23 protein-coding genes are annotated in these 26,472 nt (G+C 66.8%); 7 read left to right on the top strand and 16 right to left on the bottom strand.

Going from position 1 to position 26,472, the window contains the following annotated elements; all coding sequences use genetic code 11:
* Window positions 1-139 precede the first annotated feature (139 nt).
* Entirely contained in the window at window positions 140-1,033 is an 894-nt protein-coding gene (locus AC13EK_RS08675; RefSeq protein WP_069337813.1) for a LysR family transcriptional regulator, read from the top strand.
* On the opposite strand, the gene AC13EK_RS08670 is transcribed toward AC13EK_RS08675, so the two are convergent.
* From AC13EK_RS08670 to AC13EK_RS08600, 15 genes are all read right to left on the bottom strand, one after another.
* Complete coding sequence (locus AC13EK_RS08670; protein ID WP_069337814.1) at window positions 1,030-2,835, bottom strand: hypothetical protein; 1,806 nt, start codon at window positions 2,833-2,835, stop codon at window positions 1,030-1,032. The two genes, AC13EK_RS08675 and AC13EK_RS08670, sit on opposite strands and share 4 nt — an antisense overlap.
* On the bottom strand, window positions 2,832-4,931 hold the full coding sequence (locus AC13EK_RS08665) for a DUF4175 family protein (RefSeq protein ID WP_069337815.1): 2,100 nt from the start codon (window positions 4,929-4,931) through the stop codon (window positions 2,832-2,834). Before AC13EK_RS08665 ends, AC13EK_RS08670 begins: the two co-directional genes overlap by 4 nt.
* Window positions 4,928-6,091, bottom strand: a complete 1,164-nt coding sequence (locus AC13EK_RS08660; RefSeq protein WP_069337816.1) for a BatA domain-containing protein — start codon at window positions 6,089-6,091, stop codon at window positions 4,928-4,930. Before AC13EK_RS08660 ends, AC13EK_RS08665 begins: the two co-directional genes overlap by 4 nt.
* Window positions 6,088-6,981 carry a DUF58 domain-containing protein gene (locus tag AC13EK_RS08655; RefSeq protein WP_069337817.1) on the bottom strand — a complete coding sequence of 298 codons (894 nt, stop codon included), beginning with the start codon at window positions 6,979-6,981 and terminating at the stop codon, window positions 6,088-6,090. The genes AC13EK_RS08660 and AC13EK_RS08655 overlap by 4 nt, the downstream gene beginning before the upstream one ends.
* A 15-nt stretch (window positions 6,982-6,996) precedes the next feature.
* Entirely contained in the window at window positions 6,997-7,986 is a 990-nt protein-coding gene (locus AC13EK_RS08650) for an AAA family ATPase (RefSeq protein ID WP_037509241.1), read from the bottom strand.
* Between the two features lie 133 nt (window positions 7,987-8,119).
* Window positions 8,120-8,788, bottom strand: coding sequence for a DUF4159 domain-containing protein (locus AC13EK_RS08645; RefSeq protein ID WP_483022161.1), 669 nt, complete (start codon window positions 8,786-8,788; stop codon window positions 8,120-8,122).
* Window positions 8,789-8,982: 194 nt separating this feature from the next.
* Window positions 8,983-10,317, bottom strand: a complete 1,335-nt coding sequence (locus tag AC13EK_RS08640; RefSeq protein ID WP_010335921.1) for a TldD/PmbA family protein — start codon at window positions 10,315-10,317, stop codon at window positions 8,983-8,985.
* 20 nt (window positions 10,318-10,337) lie between these two features.
* Entirely contained in the window at window positions 10,338-11,972 is a 1,635-nt protein-coding gene (locus tag AC13EK_RS08635) for a TldD/PmbA family protein (RefSeq protein WP_069337819.1), read from the bottom strand.
* Window positions 11,973-12,255: 283 nt separating this feature from the next.
* On the bottom strand, window positions 12,256-12,939 hold the full coding sequence (locus AC13EK_RS08630; protein ID WP_037509245.1) for a Fe2+-dependent dioxygenase: 684 nt from the start codon (window positions 12,937-12,939) through the stop codon (window positions 12,256-12,258).
* An 83-nt stretch (window positions 12,940-13,022) separates the two neighbouring features.
* Complete coding sequence (locus AC13EK_RS08625; RefSeq protein WP_004208454.1) at window positions 13,023-13,790, bottom strand: energy transducer TonB; 768 nt, start codon at window positions 13,788-13,790, stop codon at window positions 13,023-13,025.
* A 147-nt stretch (window positions 13,791-13,937) separates the two neighbouring features.
* A complete protein-coding gene (locus tag AC13EK_RS08620) occupies window positions 13,938-14,228 on the bottom strand; it encodes a ribbon-helix-helix domain-containing protein (protein WP_069336329.1) in 291 nt (96 codons plus the stop codon).
* Window positions 14,228-14,950, bottom strand: a complete 723-nt coding sequence (gene phbB / locus AC13EK_RS08615) for an acetoacetyl-CoA reductase (protein ID WP_004208456.1) — start codon at window positions 14,948-14,950, stop codon at window positions 14,228-14,230. The genes AC13EK_RS08620 and phbB overlap by 1 nt, the downstream gene beginning before the upstream one ends.
* 19 nt (window positions 14,951-14,969) lie before the next feature.
* Window positions 14,970-15,977, bottom strand: a complete 1,008-nt coding sequence (gene hemH, locus AC13EK_RS08610) for a ferrochelatase (protein ID WP_069336328.1) — start codon at window positions 15,975-15,977, stop codon at window positions 14,970-14,972.
* A complete protein-coding gene (locus tag AC13EK_RS08605) occupies window positions 15,977-18,256 on the bottom strand; it encodes a molybdopterin cofactor-binding domain-containing protein (protein WP_069336327.1) in 2,280 nt (759 codons plus the stop codon). The genes hemH and AC13EK_RS08605 overlap by 1 nt, the downstream gene beginning before the upstream one ends.
* Window positions 18,257-18,295: 39 nt before the next feature.
* The gene (locus tag AC13EK_RS08600; RefSeq protein WP_017500408.1) at window positions 18,296-18,730 is read right to left on the bottom strand and encodes a CoA-binding protein; all 435 of its coding nucleotides are present in this window, start codon (window positions 18,728-18,730) and stop codon (window positions 18,296-18,298) included.
* A 162-nt stretch (window positions 18,731-18,892) separates the two neighbouring features.
* Between AC13EK_RS08600 and AC13EK_RS08595 the strand changes: the two genes are divergently transcribed.
* Together AC13EK_RS08595 and AC13EK_RS08590 are read left to right on the top strand one after the other, a co-directional pair.
* Window positions 18,893-19,570, top strand: a complete 678-nt coding sequence (locus AC13EK_RS08595; protein ID WP_069336326.1) for a hypothetical protein — start codon at window positions 18,893-18,895, stop codon at window positions 19,568-19,570.
* Between the two features lie 49 nt (window positions 19,571-19,619).
* Window positions 19,620-20,078: a GNAT family N-acetyltransferase gene (locus tag AC13EK_RS08590; protein WP_069336325.1), complete on the top strand. Its 459-nt coding sequence runs from the start codon at window positions 19,620-19,622 to the stop codon at window positions 20,076-20,078.
* Here AC13EK_RS08590 and AC13EK_RS08585 read toward each other — a convergent pair whose 3' ends face one another.
* Window positions 20,079-21,044 (bottom strand): Mrp/NBP35 family ATP-binding protein, encoded by a 966-nt coding sequence (locus AC13EK_RS08585; RefSeq protein WP_048939294.1) that lies wholly within the window; start codon window positions 21,042-21,044, stop codon window positions 20,079-20,081. It lies immediately after the preceding gene.
* Window positions 21,045-21,138: 94 nt separating this feature from the next.
* Between AC13EK_RS08585 and hflK the strand changes: the two genes are divergently transcribed.
* The 4 genes from hflK (at window position 21,139) to AC13EK_RS08565 (ending at window position 26,470) form a co-directional block, all read left to right on the top strand.
* Window positions 21,139-22,248 (top strand): FtsH protease activity modulator HflK, encoded by a 1,110-nt coding sequence (gene hflK / locus AC13EK_RS08580; protein ID WP_037490517.1) that lies wholly within the window; start codon window positions 21,139-21,141, stop codon window positions 22,246-22,248.
* Window positions 22,245-23,084, top strand: coding sequence for a protease modulator HflC (gene hflC / locus AC13EK_RS08575; protein ID WP_004208464.1), 840 nt, complete (start codon window positions 22,245-22,247; stop codon window positions 23,082-23,084). The genes hflK and hflC overlap by 4 nt, the downstream gene beginning before the upstream one ends.
* A 128-nt stretch (window positions 23,085-23,212) precedes the next feature.
* A complete protein-coding gene (locus AC13EK_RS08570; protein ID WP_017500403.1) occupies window positions 23,213-24,721 on the top strand; it encodes a Do family serine endopeptidase in 1,509 nt (502 codons plus the stop codon).
* Window positions 24,722-24,838: 117 nt separating this feature from the next.
* Window positions 24,839-26,470: a helicase HerA-like domain-containing protein gene (locus AC13EK_RS08565; RefSeq protein ID WP_069336324.1), complete on the top strand. Its 1,632-nt coding sequence runs from the start codon at window positions 24,839-24,841 to the stop codon at window positions 26,468-26,470.
* Window positions 26,471-26,472: the final 2 nt, after the last annotated feature.

Here is a 26,472-nt window from a genome sequence, read left to right as displayed (position 1 = left end):
AACTTCTTTTGTCGCATCGTTTGAAGCGGAAAACCGGTTCCCACTTTTCCGCACGATGCTTTCACCCCGCCTTGCAGGATATCATAAATGCAGGCAAGCTGACGGATATGCATATCCACCCTGCAAAAATGCCGCCCCCATGAACTGGGACGATCTGCGCCTGTTCCTGACGGTGGCGCGCACCGAGCGATTGAGCGCGGCGGCGGCGATGACCAGGATGGACGCCACCACCATCTCGCGACGGATCAAGCGGCTGGAGCAGGCGCTGGAGCAACGATTGTTCGAGCATACGCCGGCCGGCCATGTGCTGACCGACCATGGCACCCGCCTGCTGGAACAGGTCGAGCGGATGGAGGCGGCGGCGCTCGGCGTGCAGCGGAGCGGCAGCGCAGCCGGCGCGCAGATGGCCGGGACGATCCGCCTGAGCGCTTCGGAAGGCTTTGGCAGCCGGGTGATCGCGCCGCATCTGCGCAGCTTCACCGCCGACCATCCCCGGATCGAGATCGACCTGGTGGCGTCAAGCGGCTTCCTCAACCCCTCGCGGCGCGAGGCGGACATTGCGGTGATGCTCGCCCGGCCCAAGACCGGCCCGCTGATCACCCGCAAGCTGACCGACTATCATCTCGGCCTCTATGCCACACCCGCTTATCTGGAGGGTGCACCGCCGTTGAAGGCCAAGGGCGACCTGCTGCGCCATGTGCTGGTCGGCTATGTCCCCGATCAGATCTATGCGCCCGAACTACGCTATCTGGCGGAGGTCGATGCCCGGCTGGAACCGGCGATCCGGTCGAGCAGCATCAATGCCCAGGCGGAGATCATCGCCAGCGGTGCAGGCTGCGGCATATTGCCCTGCTTCATCGGCGACGCCATGCCGGGGCTGGTCCGTGTGCTGCCGGAGGCGGTCGATATCCAGCGCAGCTTCTGGCTGGTGGTGCCCCGCGACCTGCGCGGCATTGCCCGGATCGACCAGTTTGTCGGCTGGCTGGTGGCGACGAGCGAAAGGCTGCGACCGGTGATGCTGGGCGTGGGTTAGGCCTGCGGGGTCACCGCGCGGCCGATCCGGGACCGCTCGAACCACCAGAGCAGGGCGCTGGCGATCAGCCAGCCGATGAGCCAGGGCCAGGACGGGCCGGGAACGGCGCGCGCGGCAGTGGCAGAATCCGTCTTCTGATCGGCGCCCTGCAACAGGGGCATGGCCTGATGCATCTGCGCGATGCGCAGGGCCGGCAGGGCATTGGCGGGATAGATGTAGAAGGCCGCCGCCGAGCCATCCGCCCGGCGCAGCTGATGCCAGCCCGCCCGATCGGGCCACCAGGCGGCGCAATTGCCGGTCGCGGGATCGATCGCCAAGGGCGCGCTGTCGACACGGGCGCCCGCCTTCAGGCCACACAGGCTGATCCGCTCGCCCACCCAAGCCGGGCCAGTGAAGGCGGGCACGGACCCCGGTGCCGGGCGCACGATGGCGGCCATCATCCGCCCCCACCAGTCGCCGTAAAGATCGCCCCGGCCGCTCAGCACCAGGCCGAAGCTGTCGAGGCCGGTCCAGACCGCGACCCGCCCTGCCCCAAGTGCGCGCCAGGCGGCGAGCGGCGTGCCGGCGGCGTCCTGCACCAGTGGCACCGCGTCGCGGCCGGTCGGGACGCCATCCATGCGGGTCGCTTCGGGCAGAATATCGTCGCCGATATTGAGGTCCGCGGGTATGTCGGCGCTGCCGATACCGGCACGGGTGCGGGCGCGATCGGCGGCCAGCGGCGCCGGCAGGGCGATCGGCGCGACGCCATTGCCGCCGGACAGATCGAAACCCAGCGCACGCCACTGGCCGCGCAGCGCGCCGTCGGCCGGGCCGCTGCCGCGTAGCAGCAGGCCCATGCCGCCGCGCACCGCTTCCAGCACCGCACCGCGTCCGCCGCCCAGACCGGCCCAGGCGCGGTCATCGGCGACCAGCAGGTCATAGCGACGCAGGCTGGCGGCGTTGATTGCGACCGGTGCGTCGCCCAGCGCAATGCCGCCACCCGCGCTCATGTTGACGGTGACGGCATAGCCGGCGTCGGTCGCCCAGCGGCGCAGATATTTGACCTCCGGCCCCGGCGCCCCGGCCAGGATCAGCAGCCGCGGCGCAGCATCACCCTCGACCAGCAATGGCACCACCGCCTGTTCGACCAGCCCGCCATCGGCGCGGCGCAGGCGCAGGGTGAATTCGGCGGTGCCGGCGGCGCGCGCGGTGCCGGTCAGGCTGAAACGGCCGTCTCCATCCACAGGAGCGGCATCGGTGACGCGCCCGGCGGGATCGAGCAGTTCGACCTGCGCCTTGGGCAGGCCGGCAACCTGTCCGCCGACGGCGAAGGTTGCGCCCGGCGCGATCCGGTCAGGCCGGGCTAGCGCGATCAGTCCTGCGGCGGCGGCCGGCGGCGTGTAATCGATCGCAAGCCCCCTCGCCGCATCGCGGTCGCGCGCAACGAGCCCCTGCCCCAGGATGACGAGGCGGCGCGTGTCGGGATAGCGGCGCAGCGCGGTCGCCAGATCCGGCACCGCCTGCGCGCCCGCCATGTCCGGCGTTTCGGGCAGCGCGACCAGATGCGCGCCCTTGCCGGCCGAGGCGAAGCGCGAACTGCCCTGGGTGGCGACGGTCAGCGTGCCGTCTGCTACCGGAAAAGCGGGCGGGAAGAGGCCGAAATAGAGGAGTAGCGCGACAAGCGGCTGGAGCAGCAACAGGGCCGCGAGGCGCCAGGGCCGTGCGCCCAGATCGCCCGCCGAACGCTGCCACAGCAGCAGCCTTGCCCAACCGACCAGCACGGCCGCGCCGAGGAGCAGCGCGGTGATGAGTTGTACGTTCATGGACGCCCCCCGATCGCGCCGAGATAGCGGGCGCCGGCAGCGTCGGGCGGGCGCCGCCGCGCCACACCGCCCTGCGGCCGCTCCATCGCCATCCACAATTGCGCGCGCAGCTTGTCACGACAGGCGGCGCAGGCCGGATCGCGCCGCACGGCGTCGATCGCGCCGCGCAACGCCAGCGGATCGGGCAGGCGCGCGGCGTTGGCCCGAGACCAGCCCTCCAGCGCGTCGAGCGGCACCGGTCCCTGCGCCAGCCCGCGCCAGGCGGCGGCGGCCGGGCCGTCATCGCCCTCGACCGCGACCAGCGGCTCGAAATTGCCGGCTATCCCTTCACGCTTGCCGGTCATGCGGCGGGCGGGGTCGATCGGCGGCAGTTCCGGGCCGACGCGCGACAGGAAGATGCGGGTCGCCTGCTGCACTTCCTTGATGAAGCGCAGCGCCTTGTAGGCGAAGGGCAAGGCCAGGTCGGGTCGGCCCTGCTTCAACTGCATTTCCGACTGCCACATCTCGTCCACCGCCTGTTTCAGGATCGCGCGGGTCTCCGGGTCCAGGCTGGAGGCAGGGGATTCATCGTGCGGATGGCCGAATTCGGCGAGCACATCCTCCTTCTCGCCAAAGACATTGGGCGCCGCGACCGGCAGACCATGGTCGTGGCCGTCGCCCTCGCTGTGGCCGTCCGCATCGGCGGTCGGCAGGCTGGGTTCGCCTTCGCTCTCGCCACCCAGAAACTGGCTGTAGCGGCCGCGCAGGATTTTCTGGTCGTTGCCGATGCCGTTGGATTGCGACAGATATTTGTCGGCCGACAGGCTGCGCTTGCGCTTCAGCAGCGCCTCGGCATCGATGATGATCTGGCGCTGGCTGCGGAAATAGGCCGGCAAGATGGTGTTCACCATGCCCTGAAGACCGCCGCTTTCGGGGGCCTTGGCCGCGGGCCAGCGCAGGATGACGCTGGGGCCGCGCACTTCCTGCGGCGCAGGTGCGCAATTGTCGCGCACGATGATCTGCACCACCATGTCGCCGCCGGCCGAAAAACCGAGAGCGCCGAAGTCGAGGCGCGGGGCGAAGCGCCGGTCGCGCGCCGGGCCGGTGCCGGACACGGCGATCTCGCGTTCGGTGAAGCGGATATTCTCGCCCTCGCCGATCGCCAATGTGACGCGCAGCCGGGCGGTGGCGGCGACGCCATAATCATCGGTCGCGGCGAAAACGGGCGTCCAGCTACGCTGGCCGGGCGTTACCATGTTGAGGCTCGCGGCGGGCGCGATCAACTTCACCTGCGGCGGCGCATCGGCCACGCCGTCGATCCGGTGCAGCGGCGGCAAGGGGCCGCGCCCGGATGCCGGATCGATACGGTAGAGGAAGGAGGCATCGAGCGTGCGGCTGGCGATCCAGTGATCGCCGTCACGGCGCAGCGCAATGCCCGCCCCGCCCAGCGGCAGCAGCGCCGGCGCGCTTGCCTGCGGGTCGAAGCGGAAGGTCCATTCGAGCCGTGACCCGAGCGGCGCGCGCGCATCGAGCTTCGCCTCGTCGCGCAGCGGCAGGCCGGTATAAGCGGGCGGAATGATACGCAGATTTTGCGCGACAAGGCGCGGGATGCCGGGCTTTGCGGCGATGCCCTCGGCGGCGGGGGCCAGCACGACGGGCTTATCGCTGCTACGAGGCCAGAGCAGCAGGGCGGCGATGCCGAGCAGGGCAATGATCCAGAGGATAGGGATCGCGCGGCGCGACCAGTCGGGCGCCAGATCCTGCGGCATGCTCTGCCCGAGCCGCTGGTCGAGCCGGGCGCGTTGCAGCCGTTGCAGCGGGCCCAGTGCCTGCGGATCGGCGAAGAGCAGCCCGCTGCTATCCTCCAGATCGGCGCGGCTGGCGTCGAGGCGGCGGACCAGCCAGGCCTGGTCGAAGCGCCGGGCGCGACGGATGATGAGGGCGCCGAGCAGGCCGGCGCCGAGCAGCAGCAGGATGGCGGCCGGCACCAGTCCGGCCAAGCGCCAGACCAGCGCGCTCGCCAGCAGCAGAACCGGCAGACCGAGCAGCAGCGTGTCGAACCGCGCGCGCCGGCGACTGGGCGTCAGCCAGGTGGAGAGCAAGACGTCGGCGCTCACGGTGCGATCGCCCGTTTGCGGCGGGTGGCGAACCAGCGTTCGACCAGCAGCAGCGCGGCGATCAACAGCGCCAGCCAGGGGCGCAGATCGGCTGGCGGCTGCGGGTAGGCACGACCACCGGTCAGCGGCGCATAGGCGGCGGCATCCGCGCGCTGCGGCGCCATGCTGGGCGGCTGGATCAGCGCACGCAGGCGGGCGGGGAAATCCGCCTCCAGCAATTGCGGCATCTGCGCCGGCTGCAACGGGCGGGTGAAGCGGAGCAGCCGGCCCTTGCCGATCCGCATCGCCTCCACCAGCGGCCGGGCAAGATCATCCTGCCACAGGGGCGCGGGCGTCGTGCCCTGGGGCAGCAGCGCATCGGATGCGACGATCGCCTGCCCGCCCTGCGCGATCCAGCGTTGCAGCGCTTCCGGCAAAGTGCCGGCGCTCATCCAGAACAAAGTCTTGTCCATCGGAGGCAATGGCGCGGTCAGGGGGCCGCTGTCGACATCGGCCGGCTTGCCCGCCGGCTGCCAGGCAAGCGCGGCGGCATTGAGGTAACGCAGGCCGGCGGCATGAGCGCCATCGGCGCGGATCGCGATCGATGGCGGCTTGATCGCCACGGGCTTGCCCACCGGCATCGCGCCGGGGACGATGCGCCAGTCGATCTTGCGCGACAGGCGGGGCCGCTCCGCATCGGCGCCCTGGAGGATCTGCGGCACGATGATGGTGAGCGGCGCGCCCTGTGGCAGCTCAGCGTCCAGCTGGCGCACCAGACTGGCTAGCGGGACGGCATCGGCCGCCAGCGACTTGCCCGGCTCGACGCGGGGATAGCCGGGCGCCAGCCAATGCGCCCTGCCCTCGGCCAGCGTCTTTTCGTCCACCGCCGCTGGATCGACGCCGGGCGTCAGCGCCACATAAGCCTGCTTGCTCGCCGCGCCGAACAGCACCGGATGGGCCAGCCACAGCACGACCAGCGCCAGCAGGGCGAGGCGCAGGGCGAGCAACAGCCATTCGTCGAACCGTAGCCGGGACCGGGGCTTGGGCTTCTGCCGCAGCCAGCGCAGCGCGGCGAAATCGGTCGGCAATTGCTCGCTGCGCCGGGCGATATGAATCGCGAGCGGGATCAGCAGCGCCAGCAGGCCGGCCAGCGCGGCGGGGAGCAGCAAGGCGGGCGTCATGAATATTCGGCCGCGTCATGGGCGCCGAACAGGCGGCGCAGCGGCAGGTCGATCGGCTCGTCCAGCACATGGGTCGCGCGGCGGATGCCGACCGCATCGAGACGCGCATGCAACTCCGCCCGCGCCTCGCCGAAGCGGCGCAGAAATTCGGCGCGCAGCGCGGCGCCGTCGCCCAGCAGTTCCTCGCCGGTTTCCGGGTCGCGGAAGCGATAGCCGCCGTCGAACGGGAAATCCCGCTCCCCCACGGTCAGCATCTCGATCACCAGAACCTCGCGCCCGGCGGCTGACAATTTCTCGACCAGATCGATCGCGCCCAGCTCAAAACAATCGCTGAGCAAAATCACCATATCATGCGCGCCGATCCGTTCCCAGAGCGGACCCAATTGGGTTTCGGCGGCAAAGCCGCCTTCGGCCCGCAGCGGCAGCATGTCGAGCAGCAGCCGGTCGCGCTGGCGCAGGCCGGTCGCGGGCGGCAACAGCCGCAGCCCGGTGTCGGACAGCGCCATCCAGCCGAAGCGATCCCCCTGCTGCATCGCCAGTTCGGCAATGCTCGCGGCGATCCCCTTGGCCGCGTCGAGCCGGCTATAATCGGGCCGGATCGCATCGGTCTGCGCCATCGAGGCGCTGGCATCCATCACGATCCAGACCGCGACCGGGCTTTCCCGCTCGGCTTCCCGGACGAAGAATTTGTCCGACCGGGCATAGAGTTTCCAGTCGATCTGGCGCAGCTCGTCGCCCGGCTCATAGGCGCGATATTGCGCAAATTCGAGGCCGGCGCCCCGGCTGTGGCTGTGATGGAGGCCGAGGCCATGCGATCCCACCGCCCGGCGCGTGAGCAGGCGCAGGCTTTTGAGCCGGCTCCGCACATCTGGGGGAATGAAATCGGCCATGATTGCGCGTCCGGATCAGCCGAGCGGCACGGCGCGGACGAGCGCGGCGACGACATCGTCGGCGCTCTTGCCTTCGGCTTCGGCGGCGAAGGACAGCAGCAGGCGGTGGCGCATCACCGGCCCGGCCAGCGCAACGATATCCTCGCGCGTCGCCGCCAGACGGCCCTGGAGCAAGGCGCGTGCCTTGGCCGCCAGGATCAGCGACTGGCCGGCGCGTGGCCCCGCACCCCATTTCACATATTTGCGGATCTCGTCCGGTGCGCCCTCGCCCGGACGGCTCGCCCGCACGATACGCGTCACCCAGCGCAGCAGATCCTCACCGAAATGCACGTCGCGCACCAGCTTCTGCAGCGCCAGCACCTCCTCGCCCTGCATCACCGCCGGCACCGCGCCCGGCTTGGCGCCGGTGGTCTGGGCGAGAATGTCATGCTCCTCCTGCTCGGTCGGATAATCAACGCGGATATGGAGGAGGAAGCGGTCGAGCTGTGCCTCGGGCAGCGGATAGGTGCCGGCCTGTTCCAGCGGGTTCTGCGTCGCCAGCACGAAGAAGGGCGATGGTAGCTGATAGGTGGTGCCGCCATAGCTGACGGTGCGCTCCTGCATCGCCTCCAGCAGCGCTGCCTGCGTCTTGGGCGGGGTCCGGTTGAGTTCGTCGGCCAGCAGCAAATTTGTGAAGACCGGCCCCTTCTGGAAGCGGAAGCTGCGATGGCCGGTGCCATGATCCTCCTCCAACAATTCGGTGCCGAGAATGTCGCTGGGCATCAAATCCGGCGTGAACTGCACCCGGCGGAAGTCGAGCTTCAACGCTTCTCCGAGCGAGCGGACCAGCAATGTCTTGCCCAGGCCCGGCACCCCTTCGAGCAGGCAATGGCCGCCAGCGAGCAGGCCGATCAGCAACTGCTCGACCACCGCCCCCTGCCCCACGATCGCCTGGCCGATCGCCGCGCGCAATTCGCCCAGGCGCGCCAGTTTCTGCTGGATTTCCGCTTCGCTGATATCGGTCATGATATTTCCTAGCAAATGCCGTCATCCCCGCGCAGGCGGGGATCCATCTCCGACGCTCTCCACGGGTGCGAGGTTGGGAGATGGATTCCCGCTTTCGCGGGAATGACGAAAAAAAGACGGCAGACGGCAGGCATTACGACGACAGCGCGTACATCACGATATTGACCGCGAACTTGGTATTATCCTCGGCCAGGAAGCGCTTGTTGCGCCAGTCATAGTCCCACTCGCAGCCATAATCCTTGTTGCTGTAGAGAACGCCCAGGCGGCCATTGACCTCTATGCCCTTGAGATAATCATGGACCAGATCATCGCCCCAGCCATTCAGTTCCAGCCCGGTATTGGGCGGCCCGTCGAACTTGAAGAAGCTGCGATAGACCGGATGGGTCTTTGGCAGCGTCTTCAAGCCTTTGGGGCCGAAAATCTTGGCCATCTGCGCCTCGAACGAGCGGGCGAACAGGCCGTCTATGTCATGGTTGCAATCATCCACCAGGACGAAACCCCCATTGCGGACATAGCGCTCGAAATTGCGCCGCTCGGCCTCCGAAAATTCGACCAGCTTGTGCCCCGCCATGTAGCAGAAGGGCGCGGTCAGCATCTTCGGGTCCGAAAGGGCAATGACATGCTCCTTCGGATCGACCCGCAGCGTCGTATAATCGATCAGCGAGGTGATGAGGTTGGACGGCATGCGCTGGTCGACGTCCCAGTCGCCCGAGTCATAGCGCAGCCGCGTGAACCAGAAATCATAGCCTCCTGCGGCGGCAAGCGGACGGGCCAGCATTGCGCCAGCCAGACCGCCCGCCATCAACCGAAGAAACTCGCCGCGTGTCATCACTTCCAATCGCATAGGGATTTGCATGATCCTCCCCTCGAAGGGGAGGTGTCTGGCAAAGCCAGACGGAGGGGTGTCCCGCTATCGATAGGGTGACACCCCTCCACCATTGCTTCGCAATGGTCCCCCTCCCCTTCACAGGGGAGGATCATGCACAGCTCAAACCGTCACACCGCGTCCGAGAGCGAGGTGAAGGTGAAGTCGCGCAGCTTCATCGGCGGCACGACGATGTTCATCGACACTTCGTCCGGCGGCACGCGGACCGGGCGACCCAGCTCTTCGACATTGTTGAGCATGATCACCGGGCTCTCGTTGAACCGGAAATTCTTGATCGGATATTTGATCTGGCCGTTCTCGACATAGAAGGTGCCGTCGCGGGTCAGGCCGGTCAGCAGCACGGTCTGCGGATCGACCATGCGGATATACCAGGTGCGGGTGACGAGCACGCCGCGCTCGGTCGAGCGGACCAGGTCGGCGGTCGTCTTCGTGCCGCCGGTCATCAGGATATTACCCATCTGGCCGATCGCAGGCTTGCCCTGCTTGCTCGCCCAGTAGCGGCTGTAATTGAGGTTGGTGACCTTGCCGTCCTTGACCATGTCGACACGCTGGCGGGCGAGGCCATCATCGTCCCAGGGCAGGCAGGGCGCGACCGGATCCCACGGGTCGGTGTAGAAATTGACCTGCGGCCCGAACACCTGTTCGCCGAGCTTGTTGCCGCCGCCCTTCTTCGACAGGAAGCTGCGGCCCTCGTCCGCCTCGCGCGCGCCGAAGAAGTAGAACATGAAGCCGATCAGGCCCGCGGCCGCCATTGGTTCCAGGATCACGGTATATTTGCCCGGCTCCAGCGCCTTCGCCTCGGACGAGGCCGATGCCTTGCGCATCGCGATCTGGATATCGCTGTCCGCTTTGAAGCGGGTGGCGTCCTGCGTGTCGGTGCCGACCCAGCCGGAGCCCCGGCCATCCTCGGTGCGGACGGTGCAGGTATAATCCAGCATGGTCGAACGCTGATAGCCGAAATTGCCCTTGCTGTTGGCGATCGCAACGAAGCTCTGATTATCCTCCAGATAGCCGGCCGCGATCAGCTTCTGCGACTTGCAGGCGGTGATCGAGGTCGACGCCACCTGGGCGCGATATTCCGGCGTGATGTCGGCGGTCGACTGGGCGAAGGTCGGGCTGGCCTTATAGGCCTGTCTGTCCACCGCCGGCATGAATTCCGGATTGTCCGGGGCGAGATTGGCCAGCGTCTCGGCACGGCGCACCACCCGTTCCAGCGAGGCGTCGTCAAACTGGTTGATGGTGGCGGTGCCGACCTTCTTGCCATAGGCGACCTGGACCGCCAGCTCGATATCGTCGGTCAGGCCCGCGGTCGACACGTCGTTGCGGGCGAAACGGATATTGCCCTGGATCTTGCCGGTCAATTGCGCGGTGCACTCGTCGGCCTTCGACAGGGCGACGACCTTGGTCAGGATGGCCTTGGCCTGCGCTTCGGTAAGGATGCTCATTTTCTTGTCTCCCTAAGCAATCAGCCGAGCGAACGCGCGGTGTTGATGACGTTGATACCGTTGAAGCGCGCGGTCGAAGACCCGTGCGACACGGCGGAGACCTGGGCCGGCTGGCCCTTGCCGTCGAAGAAGGAGCCACCCAGGCGATAATCGCTCTGGTCGCAGACGCCGACGCAGGCATTCCAGAATTCCGGGGTGCGGATCTGGTAGGCGACATCCTCGATCTGCTGGGTAATCTTGCCGTTCTTGATCTCGTAGAAGAGCTGGCCGCCAAACTGGGCGTTGTAGCGCTGCTGGTCGATCGAGAAGCTGCCGTCGCCGATGATGTAGATGCCATCCTCGACACCTGCGATCATGTCGGCAACGCTCTGCTTGGTCTTGCCCGGTTCCAGGCTGACATTGGCCATGCGCTGGAACTGCACATTGGACCAGCTATCGGCATAGGCGCAGCCGTCCGATTCCTTCTTGCCCTCGATATGGACCTGGTCACGGATCGCCTGATAGCCGACCAGCTTGCCGTCGCGGATCAGATCCCACTTCTTGGTCTTCACGCCTTCGTCATCATAGGCGACGGCGCCCAGGCTGCCGGGCTGCACCTTGTCGGCGACGATGTTCACCTTGTCGCTGCCATATTGGAAATGGGCCTGCAGCTTGTCCATCGTGGCGAAGCTGGTGCCGGCATAGTTCGCCTCATAGCCCAGCACGCGGTCCAGTTCGAGCGGATGGCCGACGGATTCGTGGATGGTCAGCCAGGTGTGCGACGGGTCGAGCACCAGATCATATTTGCCGGGCTTGACCGACGGCGCCTTGAGCTTCGCGCGCGCCTGCTTGGCGGCGGCCACGGCGTCTTCCTTCATGTCATAGCTGTTGCCATAGACGGTGACGCCGTTGGGCAGCACGGTCTTGCCGCTGGCCGCGCCATCGAGATATTCGAAGCCCAGGCCCATCGGCGAGGACAGCCCCTCGCGCGTCCGGAACTTGCCGCTGGTCTTGTCGACCGCAGTGACCGTCATCGGCGCCCAGATGCGGTGGACATCCTGATCGATATAGCTGCCATCGGTGCTGGCGAAATATTTCTGCTCATTGACCAGGAACAGGATCGAATTGACGAAGTCGGCGCCCGCTTCCATCGCGGCGGCGTTCACGCCCATCAGCAGCTCGACCTTGTCCTTGATCGGCACGGCCATGCTGTTCTTGACGATCGGCGTCTTCCAGCTGACCTCGCCCGCGCCCTTGACCGGGGCGAGCTGGACCGGGGCGCTCTGCTGCGGCGCATTGGCCTTGGCGATGGCGACCGCCTGCTGCGCAGCCTTGGCGACCGCTTCCTTGCTCAGCTCATTGGTGGCGGCAAAGCCCCAGGCGCCATTGGCCAGAACGCGGATGCCGACACCGGTGGATTCGGTGTTGACGATATTCTCGACATTCTTTTCGCGGGTGATGACGAACTGGCGCAGGTAACGGCCGACGCGCACGTCGCAATAGCTGGCGCCGGCGCTCTTGGCCGCGTTCATCGCGGCGTCGGCCAGCCCCTTCTTGAAGCCGACGTCGAGCGCGCTGTTCAGATCCTCTGCTGCAATGACCTTGCCGAAAAAGGACGGCAGGACGAGCCCGCCGACACCCATGGTGCCAAAGGCCAGGAAGTCGCGTCTATGCAAGATAGCCTCCACTGGAATGCCCGCAGATCGCGGGTCTGTCTTGTCGCGAAGGCCACCCCCTTGGCACCCCCCGCGTGGATGGCGCGGATCATTGCGAGCCGGACAGGTGAGGTCAAACGGCTTTTCCGAGCGACAAGGCGTGGCATGCGGGCTTTCGACCAAAGGCCAACCAGCGCCGACGAACGACATGTGCGGCGGGCCAGCGTGCGTACGCGCGGCGCGACGGCTATAGATTCGCTATAATTGCCAGTTAGTTAGCCATAGTCACAAGCTGACAGCAGGCTCAGGCGTCGGCCCAGCGGCGCAGCAGATTATGATAGACGCCGGTCAGGCGGATCACCTGGGCATCATCATGGCCGCGATCGAGCGCCAGTTGCTGGATCGAACTGTCGAGATCGAACAGCATCTGCCGCGCGGCGTCGTCGCGGATCATCGACTGCATCCAGAAGAAGCTGGCGACGCGGCGCCCCTGCGTCACCGGTTCGACCCGATGCAGCGAGGAGGAGGGATAGAGCACCGCCTGCCCCGCCGGCAGCTTCACCTGCTGCACACCGAAATGGGTCTCGATCGTCAGTTCGCCGCCCTCATAGCTTTCCGGTTCCTCCAGGAAGACGGTGATCGACAGGTCGGACCGGACACGAAAGCCGGTGCCGGCCTGGATGCGTACGGCATTGTCGACATGGGTGCCGAACGCCTGCCCGCCGGCATAGCTGTTGAACAAGGGCGGAAAGATCTTAAGCGGCAGCGCGGCGGCGATGAACAGGGGCGATCGCCCAAGCGCATCGAGGATCATCTGCCCCGCCTGGCGCGCTTCCGGCGCGCTTTCGGGCAGTTGCAGGTTGCGCTTGGCCAGCGCCGACTGATGACCGGAGGTGACATTGCCATCGACCCATTGCGCCGCATCAATGAGCGCGCGGATGTGGGCGACGCCGGCGGCGTCGATCAGGTCGGGAATGACGATCAGCATGAAGGATACTCCGGGGCGGGATGGCCTGGGCCTGCGGTCGGGCGAGGCGCGCCGGTGAGGCGCTGTCTGTCAGGCCCTGTCTGTCAGGCCTTGTCGGTGCGGATGACGAAGGGGATTTCGACCACGCCCTTCACCCGCACGGCCTGACCGTCACGGATGATCGGGCGCCAGCGCCAATGTTTCACCGCATCGCGCGCGGCATCATCCAGTCGTGCAAAACCGCTGCTGCGGGCGATGCCGATGCTCTCGACACCGCCGTCGGTGCCGACCACCAGCGCCAGGACGACCGTGCCCTGCTCGCGCTTACGCCGGCTGTCGATCGGATAGCGGGGCGGCTTGCCCGACACCATCTGCGCGCCGATATCGCCCGCCTGGACGACCGAAGGGGCCGCGGCAGCCATGACCGGCGCGGCCGGTGCCGGCGGCGATGGCGGGGCCGACACCGCGACCGGCGAGGGCGCGGGGACCGGATCGGGCGTGGTGGCGATCTGCACCGGCGGCACCGGTGTCTGGACGATCGGTGGCGGCGCCACGACCTGCGGCTGGGATGGCGGCGGCGGGGGCGCTTCGGCGGCGGGCGGCGGCGGGGGTGGCGACAGGTTCACCACCGTCAGCTTCGCCTCTTCGGCCCGGACGACATGATTGCGCACCTGGATCAGCGCGCCGATCAGCAGCGCATGCACGACCAGGATGGCGGCAATGGCGGGCAGGTTCGGGCCGCGCCGAGCGCCATAGCGTTCGGCCGGAACAGCGATGGCATGGCCGCTGGCAACGGGCATCGGACGATCGTCACCGACATCGGCGAAATCGGTCGCATAGACCTCCGCCCTGCCCTGTGCCGCCTGCAGCATTGCCCGTCCTCCGTCCGTCAGCCCCGGTCCGCGATACAGCGGACCATAATGCGAATCAATTTCATTCGCAGCGCCCTAGCCTATTTCGCCCCGGCGCAGAAGTGCGGAAGAAACGCTATAGCAATAAGGGAAAGGGGCGGGAGACGCTCAGCCCTGCGGAAAATCCTGTGTCCGGACGCGGGCGAAGAGCCAGCAGCGGATCGCGCTGGCCAGATTGGGGGGATCCTCGGCCGCCATCCGCGTCACGTCGATCCGGGCGATCAGCGCATTGATCGGCAATTCGGCCTCGGCAGCCGCTTCACGCAGCGCCTGCCAGAAGATCGGCTCCAGACTGATCGCGGTCTGGTGCCCGGCAATGGTCACGCTGCGCTTGAGCGGAGGGGCGAAGGGCGACGCCCCGGACGCTGCTGCGCCATCGGAAGCGTCGCCCTTGGCCATCAATACATGTGCTGGCCGCCGTTGATCGACAGCGTGCTGCCGGTCACGAAGCCGCCTTCGTCGCTGCAGAAGAAGGCGACGCCACGGGCGATCTCATGCGCCTGGCCCAGACGGCCGACCGGGATCTTGGCGACGATCTTTTCCAGCACCGGCGCCGGCACGGCCGCGACCATGTCGGTGTCGATATAGCCGGGCGCGATCGCATTGACGGTGACGCCATATTTGGCGCCTTCCTGCGCCAGCGCCTTGGTGAAGCCGTGAATGCCCGACTTGGCGGCGGCATAGTTGACCTGGCCATATTGGCCGGCCTGGCCATTGATCGAACCGATATTGACGATCCGGCCCCAGCCGCGCTCGCGCATGCCGCCAAAGGTCGCCTTGGCCATGTTGAAGCAACCGCCAAGGTTGATGCGCATGACTTCGTTCCAGTCGTCGAAGCTCATCTTGGCGAGCACGCCGTCACGGGTGATGCCCGCATTGTTGACGACGATGTCGACCGGACCGAGCGCTTCCGCCACCGCAGCGCAACCGTCCAGGCAGGCCTGATGATCGCCGACATCCCATTTGAAGCTGGCAATGCCGGTGGCGTCGGTGAAGGCCTTGGCCTTTTCCTCGTTGCCGGCATAGTTGGCGGCAACCGTATATCCCATTTCCTTGAGTGCCAGGCTGATGGCTTCCCCGATACCGCGGGTTCCGCCGGTCACGATCGCTACTCTCGACATGCGCCTGTCCTCTCCTGTGCTAGACCCTCTGGTCCACCCATCCTGAAAGCTCGCGGCCGACCAGCCGCTGGTAGAGGGTGATAGCTTCGGGGGATGCGTTTAGACAGGGCAAAAAGGCAAATTTTTCGCCACCTTCCGCTAAAAAAACTTCTTTCGCGCGAAGCCCGATTTCCTCTAGGGTTTCCAGACAATCTGCCGAAAATCCGGGTGTCACGACAGCAATGTTCCGGACACCTTCCTTCACCAATCTGGTGAGCGTCGCTTCGGTCTCCGGTTCCAGCCATTTGGCCCGGCCGAAACGCGACTGGAAGCTCATATGGACGGGCAGGTCCATCGCCGCATCGAGCAGCCGGACCGTCTCCACCGACTGGTGATAATAGGGATCGCCCAGTTTCAGCGTCCGTTCCGGCATGCCATGGAAACTGGCGAGCAGCGCATCGGGCCTGAAGTCGAGCTGCGCCAGATGGCCGTCGATCGACGCCTTCAACGCGGCGATATAGTCGGGATCGGCATAATAAGGCGGCAGGGTGCGGATCGCCGGTTGCAGCCGCATGTCGGCCAGCGCGGCAAAGGCCTTGTCCAGCGCGGTCGCGGTGGTCGCTCCGGAATATTGCGGGTAGAGCGGTGCCAGAAGGATGCGGTCGCACCCCTGCGCCATCATCGCCTGGAGCCGGCTGGCGATCGACGGATTGCCATAGCGCATCGCCCAATCGACGATCAGGTCCGGCCCCATCGCCTGCTGCAACGCCTCCGCCGTCTCGCGGGTGTAGACCGCCAGCGGCGATCCGCCAGGCATCCACACCTGCTGATAGGCATGGGCCGACTTTTTCGGCCGCGTCGTCAGCACCGCGCCGCGCAGGATCGGCTGCCAGATGATCTGCGGAATTTCCACCACGCGCGGGTCGGACAGGAATTCCGCCAGATAACGGCGCACCGATGTGGCATCGGGCGCGTCGGGTGTGCCGAGATTGATCAGCAGCACGCCGACGCGCGATGGCGTGCGAGTGTCAATTTCGCTGTCAGGCATCAGCCATTTCCCATGATCGGCAGGCTGCGGAATCGCTGCCCGGTGACGGTGAAGAGCGCATTGGCGATCGCCGGCGCGGCGAGCGGCGCGCCAAGATCGGTGACGCCGGCCGGGTCGGCCGTGCTGCGGATCAGTTCCACGCTGATCTCTCCGATGTCGCCCAGCCGCGGCAGGTTCATCCGCCCCAGCATCGCGCGCGTCGGCATGCCGCCGGCATAGGGCACCGACGCCCCCGTCGCGAGCGCGAGGCCATGGATCAGCCCGCTTTCTATCTGCTGCCGCGCGATATCGGGATTGACCTGATCGCCGCAATCCACCGCCGCAACCATCCGCCGGACGCTGAGCTTGCTGCCCTCGATCCCCGCCTCGACCATCACGGCGGCATAGGCGCCGTTCATCATATGCGCGGCGATCCCCTGCCCGCTGCCGGCAATGCCCCCCTGCCAGCCGCCCATCGCGGCCGCCGTGGAGAGGCAATGGGCGAGGCGCGGGTTGCTGCCCAGCATCTGGATGCGGAAGGACATCGCCTCGATCCCCGCCAGATGGGCGAGTTCGTCCAGGAAGCATTCGGTGAAGAAGGCGCCATGGAGATGCGCATTGCCGCGCATGAAGCCGAGCGGCAGGCCAACGTCAGCGGGATAATGATCCACCGCCCAGTTCGGAATGGCATAGGGCGGCACCATGCCGGCCACCGCCAGCCGGGTCGCCTTGTCGCCCGCTTCGGCGGCAGCCTCATGCGGCAGCTTGCCATGGGCGATGCGCGACCAGGTCTGGGTCATGGCACAGGGAGCCGCCACCTTGGCCAGCCACCCCTCGACCATCCCACCACGGCCCAGCTTGGCCGCCATGCGGGCATGGGCCGGCGCGCCGGGCCGATCCTGAATCACATCCTCCAGCCGCGACCAGAGCAGTTGCACCGGACGACCGACATCGCGCGCGATCAGCGCGGCCTGCACGCCCGCCTCCCAATCCATATGCCGTCCGGTCGCGCCGCCGGCATGGAGCGGGTAGAGCGTCACCGCACTGTCCGACAGGCCGAGCGCATCGGCGATCGCGGCGCGGGCCAGCGCGGGCGCCTGCGTCGCCATCCAGACTTCGGCGCCCTCCTCCGTCACCCGTGCCGTCGCGCACATCGGCTCCAGCGCCAGATGCAGGCCGGGATCGACCTGATATTCGCTGGCCAGGATCGTCGCCTTCTCGAACACCGGCAGCAGGTCGCCCTGCACATAGAGACGCCGGCCGGCATCCCCGGAAAAGGCTTCCTCCAGCGCAGCATCGATGCGGCCGCTGTCGACCGGCGTGCCGCGCAGGGTGAAGCTGGGATCGATCAGGTCGAGCGCCCGGTTCGCCGCCCACCAGTTGGTGCCGACTGCCGCGATCCAGCGCTCGGTGCGCACCAGTTTCAGGAAGCCGGTGACCTTCTGCGCCTCGGCATCGCGCGCATCCTTCAGCACGGCGTCGCCGATCGGCCCCTGCCGGATCGAGGCGAAGACCATGTCGGGCAGACGGATGTCGGCGGCGAAATTATGGCTGCCGTCGATCTTGGACGGGGTGTCGAGCCGCGGCAGATCCTGCCCGGTCAGCCGGCCGTCATTGCCCTGACGATAGGGCAGGATGTCGGGCAGGGTGAAACCGGCGGCATCCTCCACCACGTCGCCCAGCCGCAGCTTGCGCTCGGCCCCGTCGGTGATGATGCCATTCTGGATGTCACAGCTTTCCCAGGGCACGCCCCAGCGCGCCGCCGCCGCCTTGCACAGCAGCACGCGCGCCGCCGCACCCGCCCTACGATAGGCGTCATGGAACATCGGCACCGACGTGCCCGCCCCGGTCAGCATCAGCGCGCTGCGCGTCGCATATTGGTCGACTGCCCAGGTGCCGGCATCGCCCGCCACGCGGGTCCAGTCGCTCGCCAGCCAGTCACGCGCCAGCAGACCGTTGGCATAGAGCGGGCTGATCGGCGCGCTCTGCACCGCGACGGTGCGCCAGTCGGCGCCCAGTTCGTCCGCCAATATCTGCGGCAGGATGGTGGACACCCCCTGCCCCATTTCGGTCTGCGGCACGATGGCGATCACCTGCCCCGCCCGGTCGATCTTGAGGAAGGCGTCGAAAACCTGTTCGCCCGGCCCGACATTGAGATTGGGCCGATAGCTGCGCGGCCAGGCCGCCCAGGCCAGAACCAGTCCCGCTGCTGCGCCGCCACCGACCAGCAGCGTGCGACGGCTCACACCTCTGTCGCTCAAACCTCTGTCTTTGCGTCGTTTCAACGGTGCCCGCGCCATGGCCTTGCTGATAGAGGCGCGGGGCCGTGCTGCCTAGGGCTAATCCGCCGCGATCGGCGCAAGGCCAAGCCGCCGGATTTCGATCGCCGGGCAATAGTCCATCACGACCTTGAGGCCCGCCGCTTCGGCCCGCGCCGCGGCATCGGCATCGATCACCCCCAACTGCATCCAGACCGACTTGGCGCCGGCGGCGATCGCCTGGTCCACCACCTCGCCCGCGGCCTCGCTGCGCCGGAAGATATCGACCATGTCGATCCGCACGCCGATGTCCGACAGCCGATCCCAGACGAATTCGCCATGGACATGTTCGCCGGCGATCTGTGGATTGACCGGCAGCACCCGATAGCCATGATCCTGCAGCGTCTTCATCACGCTGTAGCTCGGCCGGTCGGGGCGATCGGAAATGCCGACCAGCGCGATGGTCCGGGTTTCGTTGAGCAGATCGGCAATATCCTGCGCGGCGGTGAGCGGCATGGCGGTCCTCCTGTTCTGATCCCCGATATGGGCAGGGCGAAGGCGCGAACAAGGGTCTGGCGCGCGCCGGCCCTAACCAATTCCTAAGCAGCATCCGGCTAGGTCCGGCAATGCGCGATTCGCGCCGGCCGGTGGGGACGGGCCGTATTCAGGGGGTCTGAGATGAAGTCTGTCGTCATTGCCGCGCTTGCCATCATGTCCGCGACTGCCCAGCCATTGCTGGCACAGGCCGATGCGCCGCTGCCCGTCATGCAGCCGCCCGAGGCCAGTCCGGCCATGGTCCTGCCCGCCAACACCGCCGTCATGCTGCGCATGAACAGCGAATTGTCCAGCAAGACCGCCAAGGAAGGGGCGATGTTCGACCTGTCGGTCGCCGATCCGGTGATGGTCGATGGCTATGTCGTCATCCCGATGAACGCCCGCGCCGTGGGCGAAGTGACCTGGCTGACCGGCAAGGGCGCGTTCGGCAAGTCGGGCAAGATGAATATCGAGCTGCGTTATATCGAAGTCGCCGGGCGCCGCATCCCGATCAAGGGCAGCTTCCGCCAGGAGGGCGAGGGCAATACCGCCGCGACCATCGGTGGCGTGATCGCGGCCGGCGTGTTCGCGGGCTTCATCACCGGCAAGACGGCTATCATCCCGGCGGGCCGGGAACTGCAGGCCTTCACCCAGAATGAGATCGCGCTGGCGCCGCCGCGCCGCCCCGCGCCCATGCTGGGCCAGCCGGCACCGATCCCCGCCAGCTATACGCCCGCACCCCGCGCTGCGCCGCTGCCGGCCGCCCGGCCAGCACCGCGTCGGTCGATGGTCGACCCGTCGCTGGAGATCAACGTCAAATAAGCCGGACTTGGTCGTGGCGCACCGCACGCGCCACGGCTAGACCCTGCCCATGTTCGACATTCGCCAAGACGATCTGAGCGGCGCACCGACCCGCGCGCTATTGGCCATCCATCTGGCTGGCATGCAGGCGGAATCGCCGCCAGAAAGCGTCTTCGCGCTCGACCTGTCAGGATTGCAGCAGCCCGACATTTGCGTCTGGAGCGCCTGGGATGGCGACAGCATCGCCGGCGTCGCCGCGCTGCGCGACCTGGGCGGAGGCCAGGGCGAACTCAAATCGATGCGCACCCATCCCGATCATCTGCGCCGGGGCGTGGCCGCAGCGCTGCTGCGCCATATCATCGGGCAGGCACGGCAGCGCGGCATGACCCGGCTCAGCCTGGAAACCGGCAGCGGCCCCGCCTTCGATCCGGCGCTGACGCTCTATCGCCGGCATGGCTTCGGCAATGGCGAGGCGTTCGGCGATTATCGCGCGAGCGCCTTCAACCAGTTCCTGCACCTTGGCCTCTGATCAGGCGGCCTTCGCCAGCCAGGCCGCGACCTTTTCGGCGACGGCGCGGAAGGCATCGGCATGCGGCCCTTCACCGGCCGCCGGCGGATCACCCGCGTCGGAGCGCTTGCGAATGTCGATCGCCAGCGGAATGCGGCCGATGAAGGACAGGCCAAGCTCGCCCGCCGCCGCTTCCGCGCCACCACAGCCGAACGGATCGGACACTTCGCCACAATGCGGGCAGGCATAGCCGGCCATATTCTCGACCAGTCCGATCATCGGCACCTGCGCCTGTTCGAACAGGCTGATGGCGCGGGTCGCGTCCATCAGTGCCAGATCCTGCGGCGTCGAGACGATGACGGCGCCGACCGGCTTGTGCTTCTGGAGCATGGTCAACTGAATGTCGCCGGTGCCCGGCGGCAAGTCGATCACCAGCAGGTCGGTGTCGCCCCAGTCGGCATCGATCAACTGCCCCAGCGCATTGCCGACCATCGGCCCGCGCCAGGCCAGCGCCTTGCCCGGATCGACCAGATGGGCCATCGACAGCATCGGAATGCCGAGCGGGCTTTCGACCGGGAACAGGCGCTTTTCGCGCGCCTGCGGCTTCTGGTCCTCGCTGGCGAGCAGGCGCGCCTGCGACGGGCCATAGATGTCGGCATCGACCAGACCGACCTTGTGCCCCAGCCGCGACAAAGCGATGGCGAGATTGGCCGACAGGGTCGACTTGCCCACCCCGCCCTTGCCCGACGCCACGGCGATGATGCGCGGCGCGCGGCGCTCGGCGGTCATGGCAATGCGCACGTCGGTGACGCCCGGCAGCATCAGGCCGCCCTCGCGGATGGCGGCGGCCACGGCATCGCGCCGTTCGGGCGCCAGACCGCCCACGTCGAGCGCCAGGGTCATGACGCCATCCTTCACCCGCGGCGCGCTGGCACGGCCATCGGTCAGCGTCTTCAGGCGGGCGGCAAAATCATCGATATCGGTCATGACTGGGGCCTCTAGGCAATAATCGTCGTTAAGGGCACTGTTTTTCGCGTGCAGCCATTCCTATAGAGATGACATGAGAAGATTATTCGGGTGGATGCCCGGCATCGCGAGCGCCATGGCCCAGGGTCCCTGGGGCGGCAAGGGTGACGGGCCTGAGGGCAATGACGGACCGGGCAAGAACGGGTCCGGCGGGGGCAGTGATGGCCCGCGCAATCCCTGGACCCAGCCCGGCAAGCCGGCCGGCGGCAAATCCCCTTCCGCGATCGAGGAATTGCTGCGCAAGAGCCGCGAGAGCTTTGGCCAGGGCGGCGGCTTCGGTGGCCTGCCGCCGCGCGCGAACGGCCGGGCGCTGTGGCCGATCGCCGTCGGCATTGTCGTCGTCCTGTGGCTGGTGCTGACCAGTTTCCACCGGGTCGGCCCGCAGGAACGCGGCGTCGTCACCCTGCTCGGCAAATATAGCCGTACCCTCTCGCCCGGCATCAGCCTGACCCTGCCCGCCCCGTTCGAGGCGGTGCGCACGGTCGATGTCGAGGAAATCCGCACGATCGATATCGGATCGGCCAGCGCGGAGAGCGAAAATCTGGTGCTGACCGGCGACCAGAATATCGTCGACCTGGCCTATTCGGTGCGCTGGAACATCCGCAATCCAGAACTCTATCTGTTCCAGCTGGCCGACCCGGACGCATCGATCCGCGAAGTGGCGGAAAGCGCGATGCGCTCGGTGGTCGCCAGCGTCAGCCTGGACGATGCGCTGGGTGCGGGCCGCACCGAGATCGAGCAGCAGGTCGAACAGCGGATGCAGGAGATTCTCGACGGCTACAAGTCGGGCATCCGCGTCCAGGGCGTGGCGATCAAGCAGGCCGACCCGCCGGCTGCCGTCAACGATGCCTTCAAGGAAGTGTCGGCCGCGCAGCAGACCGCCCAGACCTATCTGAACGAGGCCCGTGCCGCCGCACAGCAGGTCACAGCCAAGGCGCAGGGCGAAGCCGCAGCCTTCGACAAGGTCTATGAACAATATCGGCTGGCACCCGACGTGACCCGCCGGCGCATGTATTACGAAACCATGGAGGGTGTCCTGTCCACCGTCGACAAGACGATCGTCGAAAGCGGCAACGTCACCCCCTTCCTGCCCCTTCCCGAACTCAAGCGCCGCGCCCAGGGGACACCCCAGTCGGCTGCCAATGCGACGGAGGAAGGCCAGTGAGCTTGCGCAATCCCATCGCCCTCGCCATCGGCGCGATCATCCTGCTGATCCTGGTCGGCAGCACCGTCACCATCGTGCCGGAAACCCGGCAGGGCGTGATCGTCCGCTTCGGCGAGCCCAAGCAGATCATCAACCGCTATCGTCCGAACGAGGATTTCGGCAAGACCGGCGCCGGCGTCATCCTGCGCGTGCCCTTCTTCGACCAGATCGTCTGGATCGACAAGCGCGTGCTCTCGGTCGAGATGGAGCGCCAGCAGGTGCTTTCGACCGACCAGTTGCGCCTGCAGGTCGATGCCTTTGCCCGCTATCGCATCGTCGATCCGCTGCGCATGTATATTTCGGCCGGCAGCGAGGAGAAGGTGTCGGACGCGCTGCGCCCGATCCTGGGCTCGGCGCTGCGCAACGAACTGGGCAAGCGGCCTTTCGCCGCGCTGCTCAGCCCCGAACGCGGCCAGGTGATGCAGAATATCGAGGCCGGGCTTGACCGGGTCGCGCGCCAATATGGCGCCGAGATCGTCGACGTGCGGATCAAGCGCGCCGACCTGCCCGATGGCACGCCGCTGGAAAGCGCCTTCACCCGCATGCGCACCGCGCGCCAGCAGGAAGCGCTGACGATCCGCGCCCAGGGCCTGAAGCAGGCACAGATCATTCGCGCCGAGGCCGACGCCAATGCCGCCCGCATCTATGCGGAAAGCTTTGGCAAGGACGCGAATTTCTATGACTTCTATCGCGCCATGCAGGCCTATCGTTATACCTTCGCCCCGGATCGGGCGGGCGGCACGACGATGGTATTGTCGAAGGACAATGAGTTCCTGAAGCAGTTCCAGGGCCGCTAACAGCAGGTTTCAGGATCATTACGGAACCAGTGTCATTCAATATCGGTTAAGGCAGGGCGGCGCATCGATAAGGCTCCCCTAGAGTCCCGCCCTTCCCGCTCCCGAATTTCTGAAGAGGACCGTCACGAGTGCGTTACGCTTATGCCATCACCGGCGCCCTGCTGCTCGGCGGCACCGCCATCGCCGTCACGACCAGTTCCAATGTCGGCGCGCAGACCGCCCAAAATGAAGGCCTGCAGGCCGCTGCCCCCGCCGGCGCGCCCGCCAGCCTGGCCGACATGGTCGAAAAGCTGCAGCCGGCCGTGGTCAACATCTCGACCAAGCAGCGCGTCACCGTGCAGAATCCCTTCGCCGGCACGCCCTTTGGCGACCTGTTCGGCCAGGGCGGCGGCGGCAAGCCGCAGACCCGTCAGGCCCAGTCGCTTGGCTCGGGCTTCCTGATCTCGGCCGATGGCTATATCGTGACCAATAATCACGTCGTGTCGGCCGGCGCGGAAGGCGCCAGCGTCGACAGCATCACGGTCACCATGACCAACAAGGAAGAATATCCCGCCAAGCTGGTCGGCCGCGATCCCGCAACCGACCTTGCGGTGCTAAAGATCGACGCGAAGAAGCCCCTGCCCTTCGTCAAGTTCGGCGACAGCACCAAGGCGCGCGTGGGTGACTGGGTCGTCGCGATCGGCAACCCCTTCGCCCTGTCGGGCACCGTGACCGCTGGCATCATCTCCGCCGTGCATCGCGGCACCGGCGGCACCTATGACAAGTTCATCCAGACCGACGCATCGATCAACCAGGGCAATAGCGGCGGCCCGATGTTCGACATGCGCGGCAATGTGATCGGCATCAACAGCCAGATCCTGTCGCCCTCGGGCGGCAATGTCGGCATCGGTTTCGCCATCCCCTCGGAACAGGCGGCGCCGATCGTCGACACGCTGCGCCAGGGCCAAAGCATCAAGCGCGGCTATCTGGGCGTGCAGATCAGCCCGCTGGGCGAGGATATGGCGGACTCGCTGGGCCTTGCCAAGAATCGCGGCGAGTTCGTGCAGGGCGTCGAGCCTGGTAAGGGCGCCGAAAAGGCCGGCATCAAGGCAGGCGATGTGATCGTCAGTGTCGCCGGTCAGGAAGTGACGCCGGACCAGAATCTGTCGTCGATCGTCGCCAACAGCAAGATCGGGTCGAGCGTGCCGATCGTGCTGCTGCGCAACGGCCAGCGCATGACGCTGAACGCGGTCGTGGGCGAGCGCCCGAGCGAAGACGAGCTCAATAATTTCGCCCAGCAGCAGGATGATGATTTCAGCCAGCAGGGCGACCAGGGCAGCGACACCCAGGCGGCCCAGAAGTCGCTGGGCATCTCCGCCATCCCGCTGACCCCCAGCATCACCCGCCAGCTGGGCGTTGCCGGCGACACGCGCGGCATCGTCATCACCGCCGTTGACGGATCGACCGACGCCGGCGCCAAGGGCCTGCGTCGCGGCGACGTGATCCTGTCGGCCAATAACCGGCCGGTGCTGACCCAGGCGGATCTGGATGCACAGGTGAAGGCGGTGTCGGCCCAGGGTCGCAACGCCATCCTGCTGCAGGTGCTGCGTCGCGGCCAGGCGCCGTTGTTCCTGCCCATCCGCCTGCGCGACAAGTAAGTCAGCAAAAGCGACAATCGTTACGGGCCGCGCTTGCCGGATTGCCTGCCTCCCTTCTAAGAAGGAGCAGACAATCCGGCGGGCGCGGCCCGACCCGTTTTTGAGGAGCATAAGCCCATGAGCGACGGCATCTTCCTTGGTCTGGGCGCGCCCGAAAAGGACGGCGGCATCCCCCAATTTCTGAACCTGCGCCGGGCCAATCGCCACGGCCTGATCGCCGGCGCCACCGGCACCGGCAAGACGGTGACGTTGCAGGGCATCGCCGAAAGCTTCACCGCGCTCGGCGTCCCGGTGTTCGTGGCCGATGTGAAGGGCGACCTGTCGGGCATTTCGATGGCCGGTTCGCCGACCGCCAAAAATGCCGACAAGCTGGTGTCCCGCGCCAGGGAAATCGGCATCGCCGATTACAGCTATGCCGACAATCCCGCGATCTTCTGGGATCTCTATGGCGAACAGGGCCATGCGATCCGCACCACGGTCAGCGAGATGGGGCCGCTGCTGCTGGCCCGGCTGATGGGCCTCAACGACACGCAGGAAGGCGTGCTCAACATCGCCTTCAAATATGCCGACGAGGAAGGGCTGCTGCTGCTCGACCTGGGCGATTTGCAGGCGATGCTCGCCTATTGTGCGGAGAATGCCGATACGCTTTCAGCCCGCTTCGGCAATGTGACCAAGGCCAGCGTCGGCGCGATTCAGCGCCAATTGCTCCAGCTCGAAACCCAGGGCGGCGACCATTTCTTCGGCGAGCCCGCGCTCGACATCCACGACTTCCTGAAGGTGGATGACAAGGGCCGCGGCTATGTGAACGTGCTTGCCGCCGACAAGCTGATGCAGAGCCCGAAGCTCTACGCCACCTTCCTGCTCTGGTTGCTGAGCGAATTGTTCGAGACGCTGCCCGAAGTGGGCGATCCGGAAAAGCCGGTGCTGGTCTTCTTCTTCGACGAGGCCCATCTGCTGTTCGACGACGCGCCGGCCGCCTTGCAGGACAAGATCGAGCAGGTGGTGCGCCTGATCCGCTCCAAGGGCGTGGGCGTCTATTTCGTCACCCAGAACCCGATCGACATTCCCGAAGCCATTGCCGGCCAGTTGGGCAACCGGGTGCAGCATGCGCTGCGTGCCTTCACCCCGCGCGACCAGAAGGCGATCAAGGCCGCGGCCGACACCTTCCGCATCAACCCCGATCTCGACATCGAAACCGCGATCACCGAACTCAAGACCGGTGAAGCGCTGGTATCGCTGTTGCAGGAAGATGGCGCGCCCGGCGTGGTCCAGCGCACGCTGATCGCCCCGCCCCGTTCACGCCTGGGTCCGGTCGATGCCAAGGAGCGGGCGATCATCCAGTCGATCTCGCCCTGCGAGGGCAAATATGACACCGCCGTCGACCGCGAATCCGCCGAGGAAATCTTGGCCGCGCGCGGCGACGCCGCCGCTGCCGCCGCGCAGGCGGCCAAGGCCAAGGCCGAAGCCGACAAGGCCGCTGCCGCCCAGGCCAAGGTCGAGGCCAAGCAGCGCGAACAGGAGTTGAAGGAGCAGGCCCGGCGCGATGCCGCCGCCGCGCGCGAGGCAGCCAAGCCCAGCGGCTTCGACAAGGCGGTCCAGTCGGCGACCCGCTCCGCCGCCTCCTCGGTCGGCCGCCAGGTTGCCAACGAACTGGGCCGTGCCGTGTTCGGCGGATCAAGCCGCAAATCCTCGGGCGGTGGCATCGCCGGCCAGCTGGTGCGCGGCATATTGGGCAGTCTGTTCAAATAAGG

Source organism: Sphingobium sp. L-44 (assembly GCF_056859495.1).
Note: the sequence above shows the minus strand (reverse complement) of the source record. Positions and strands in the feature narration are given on the sequence as shown.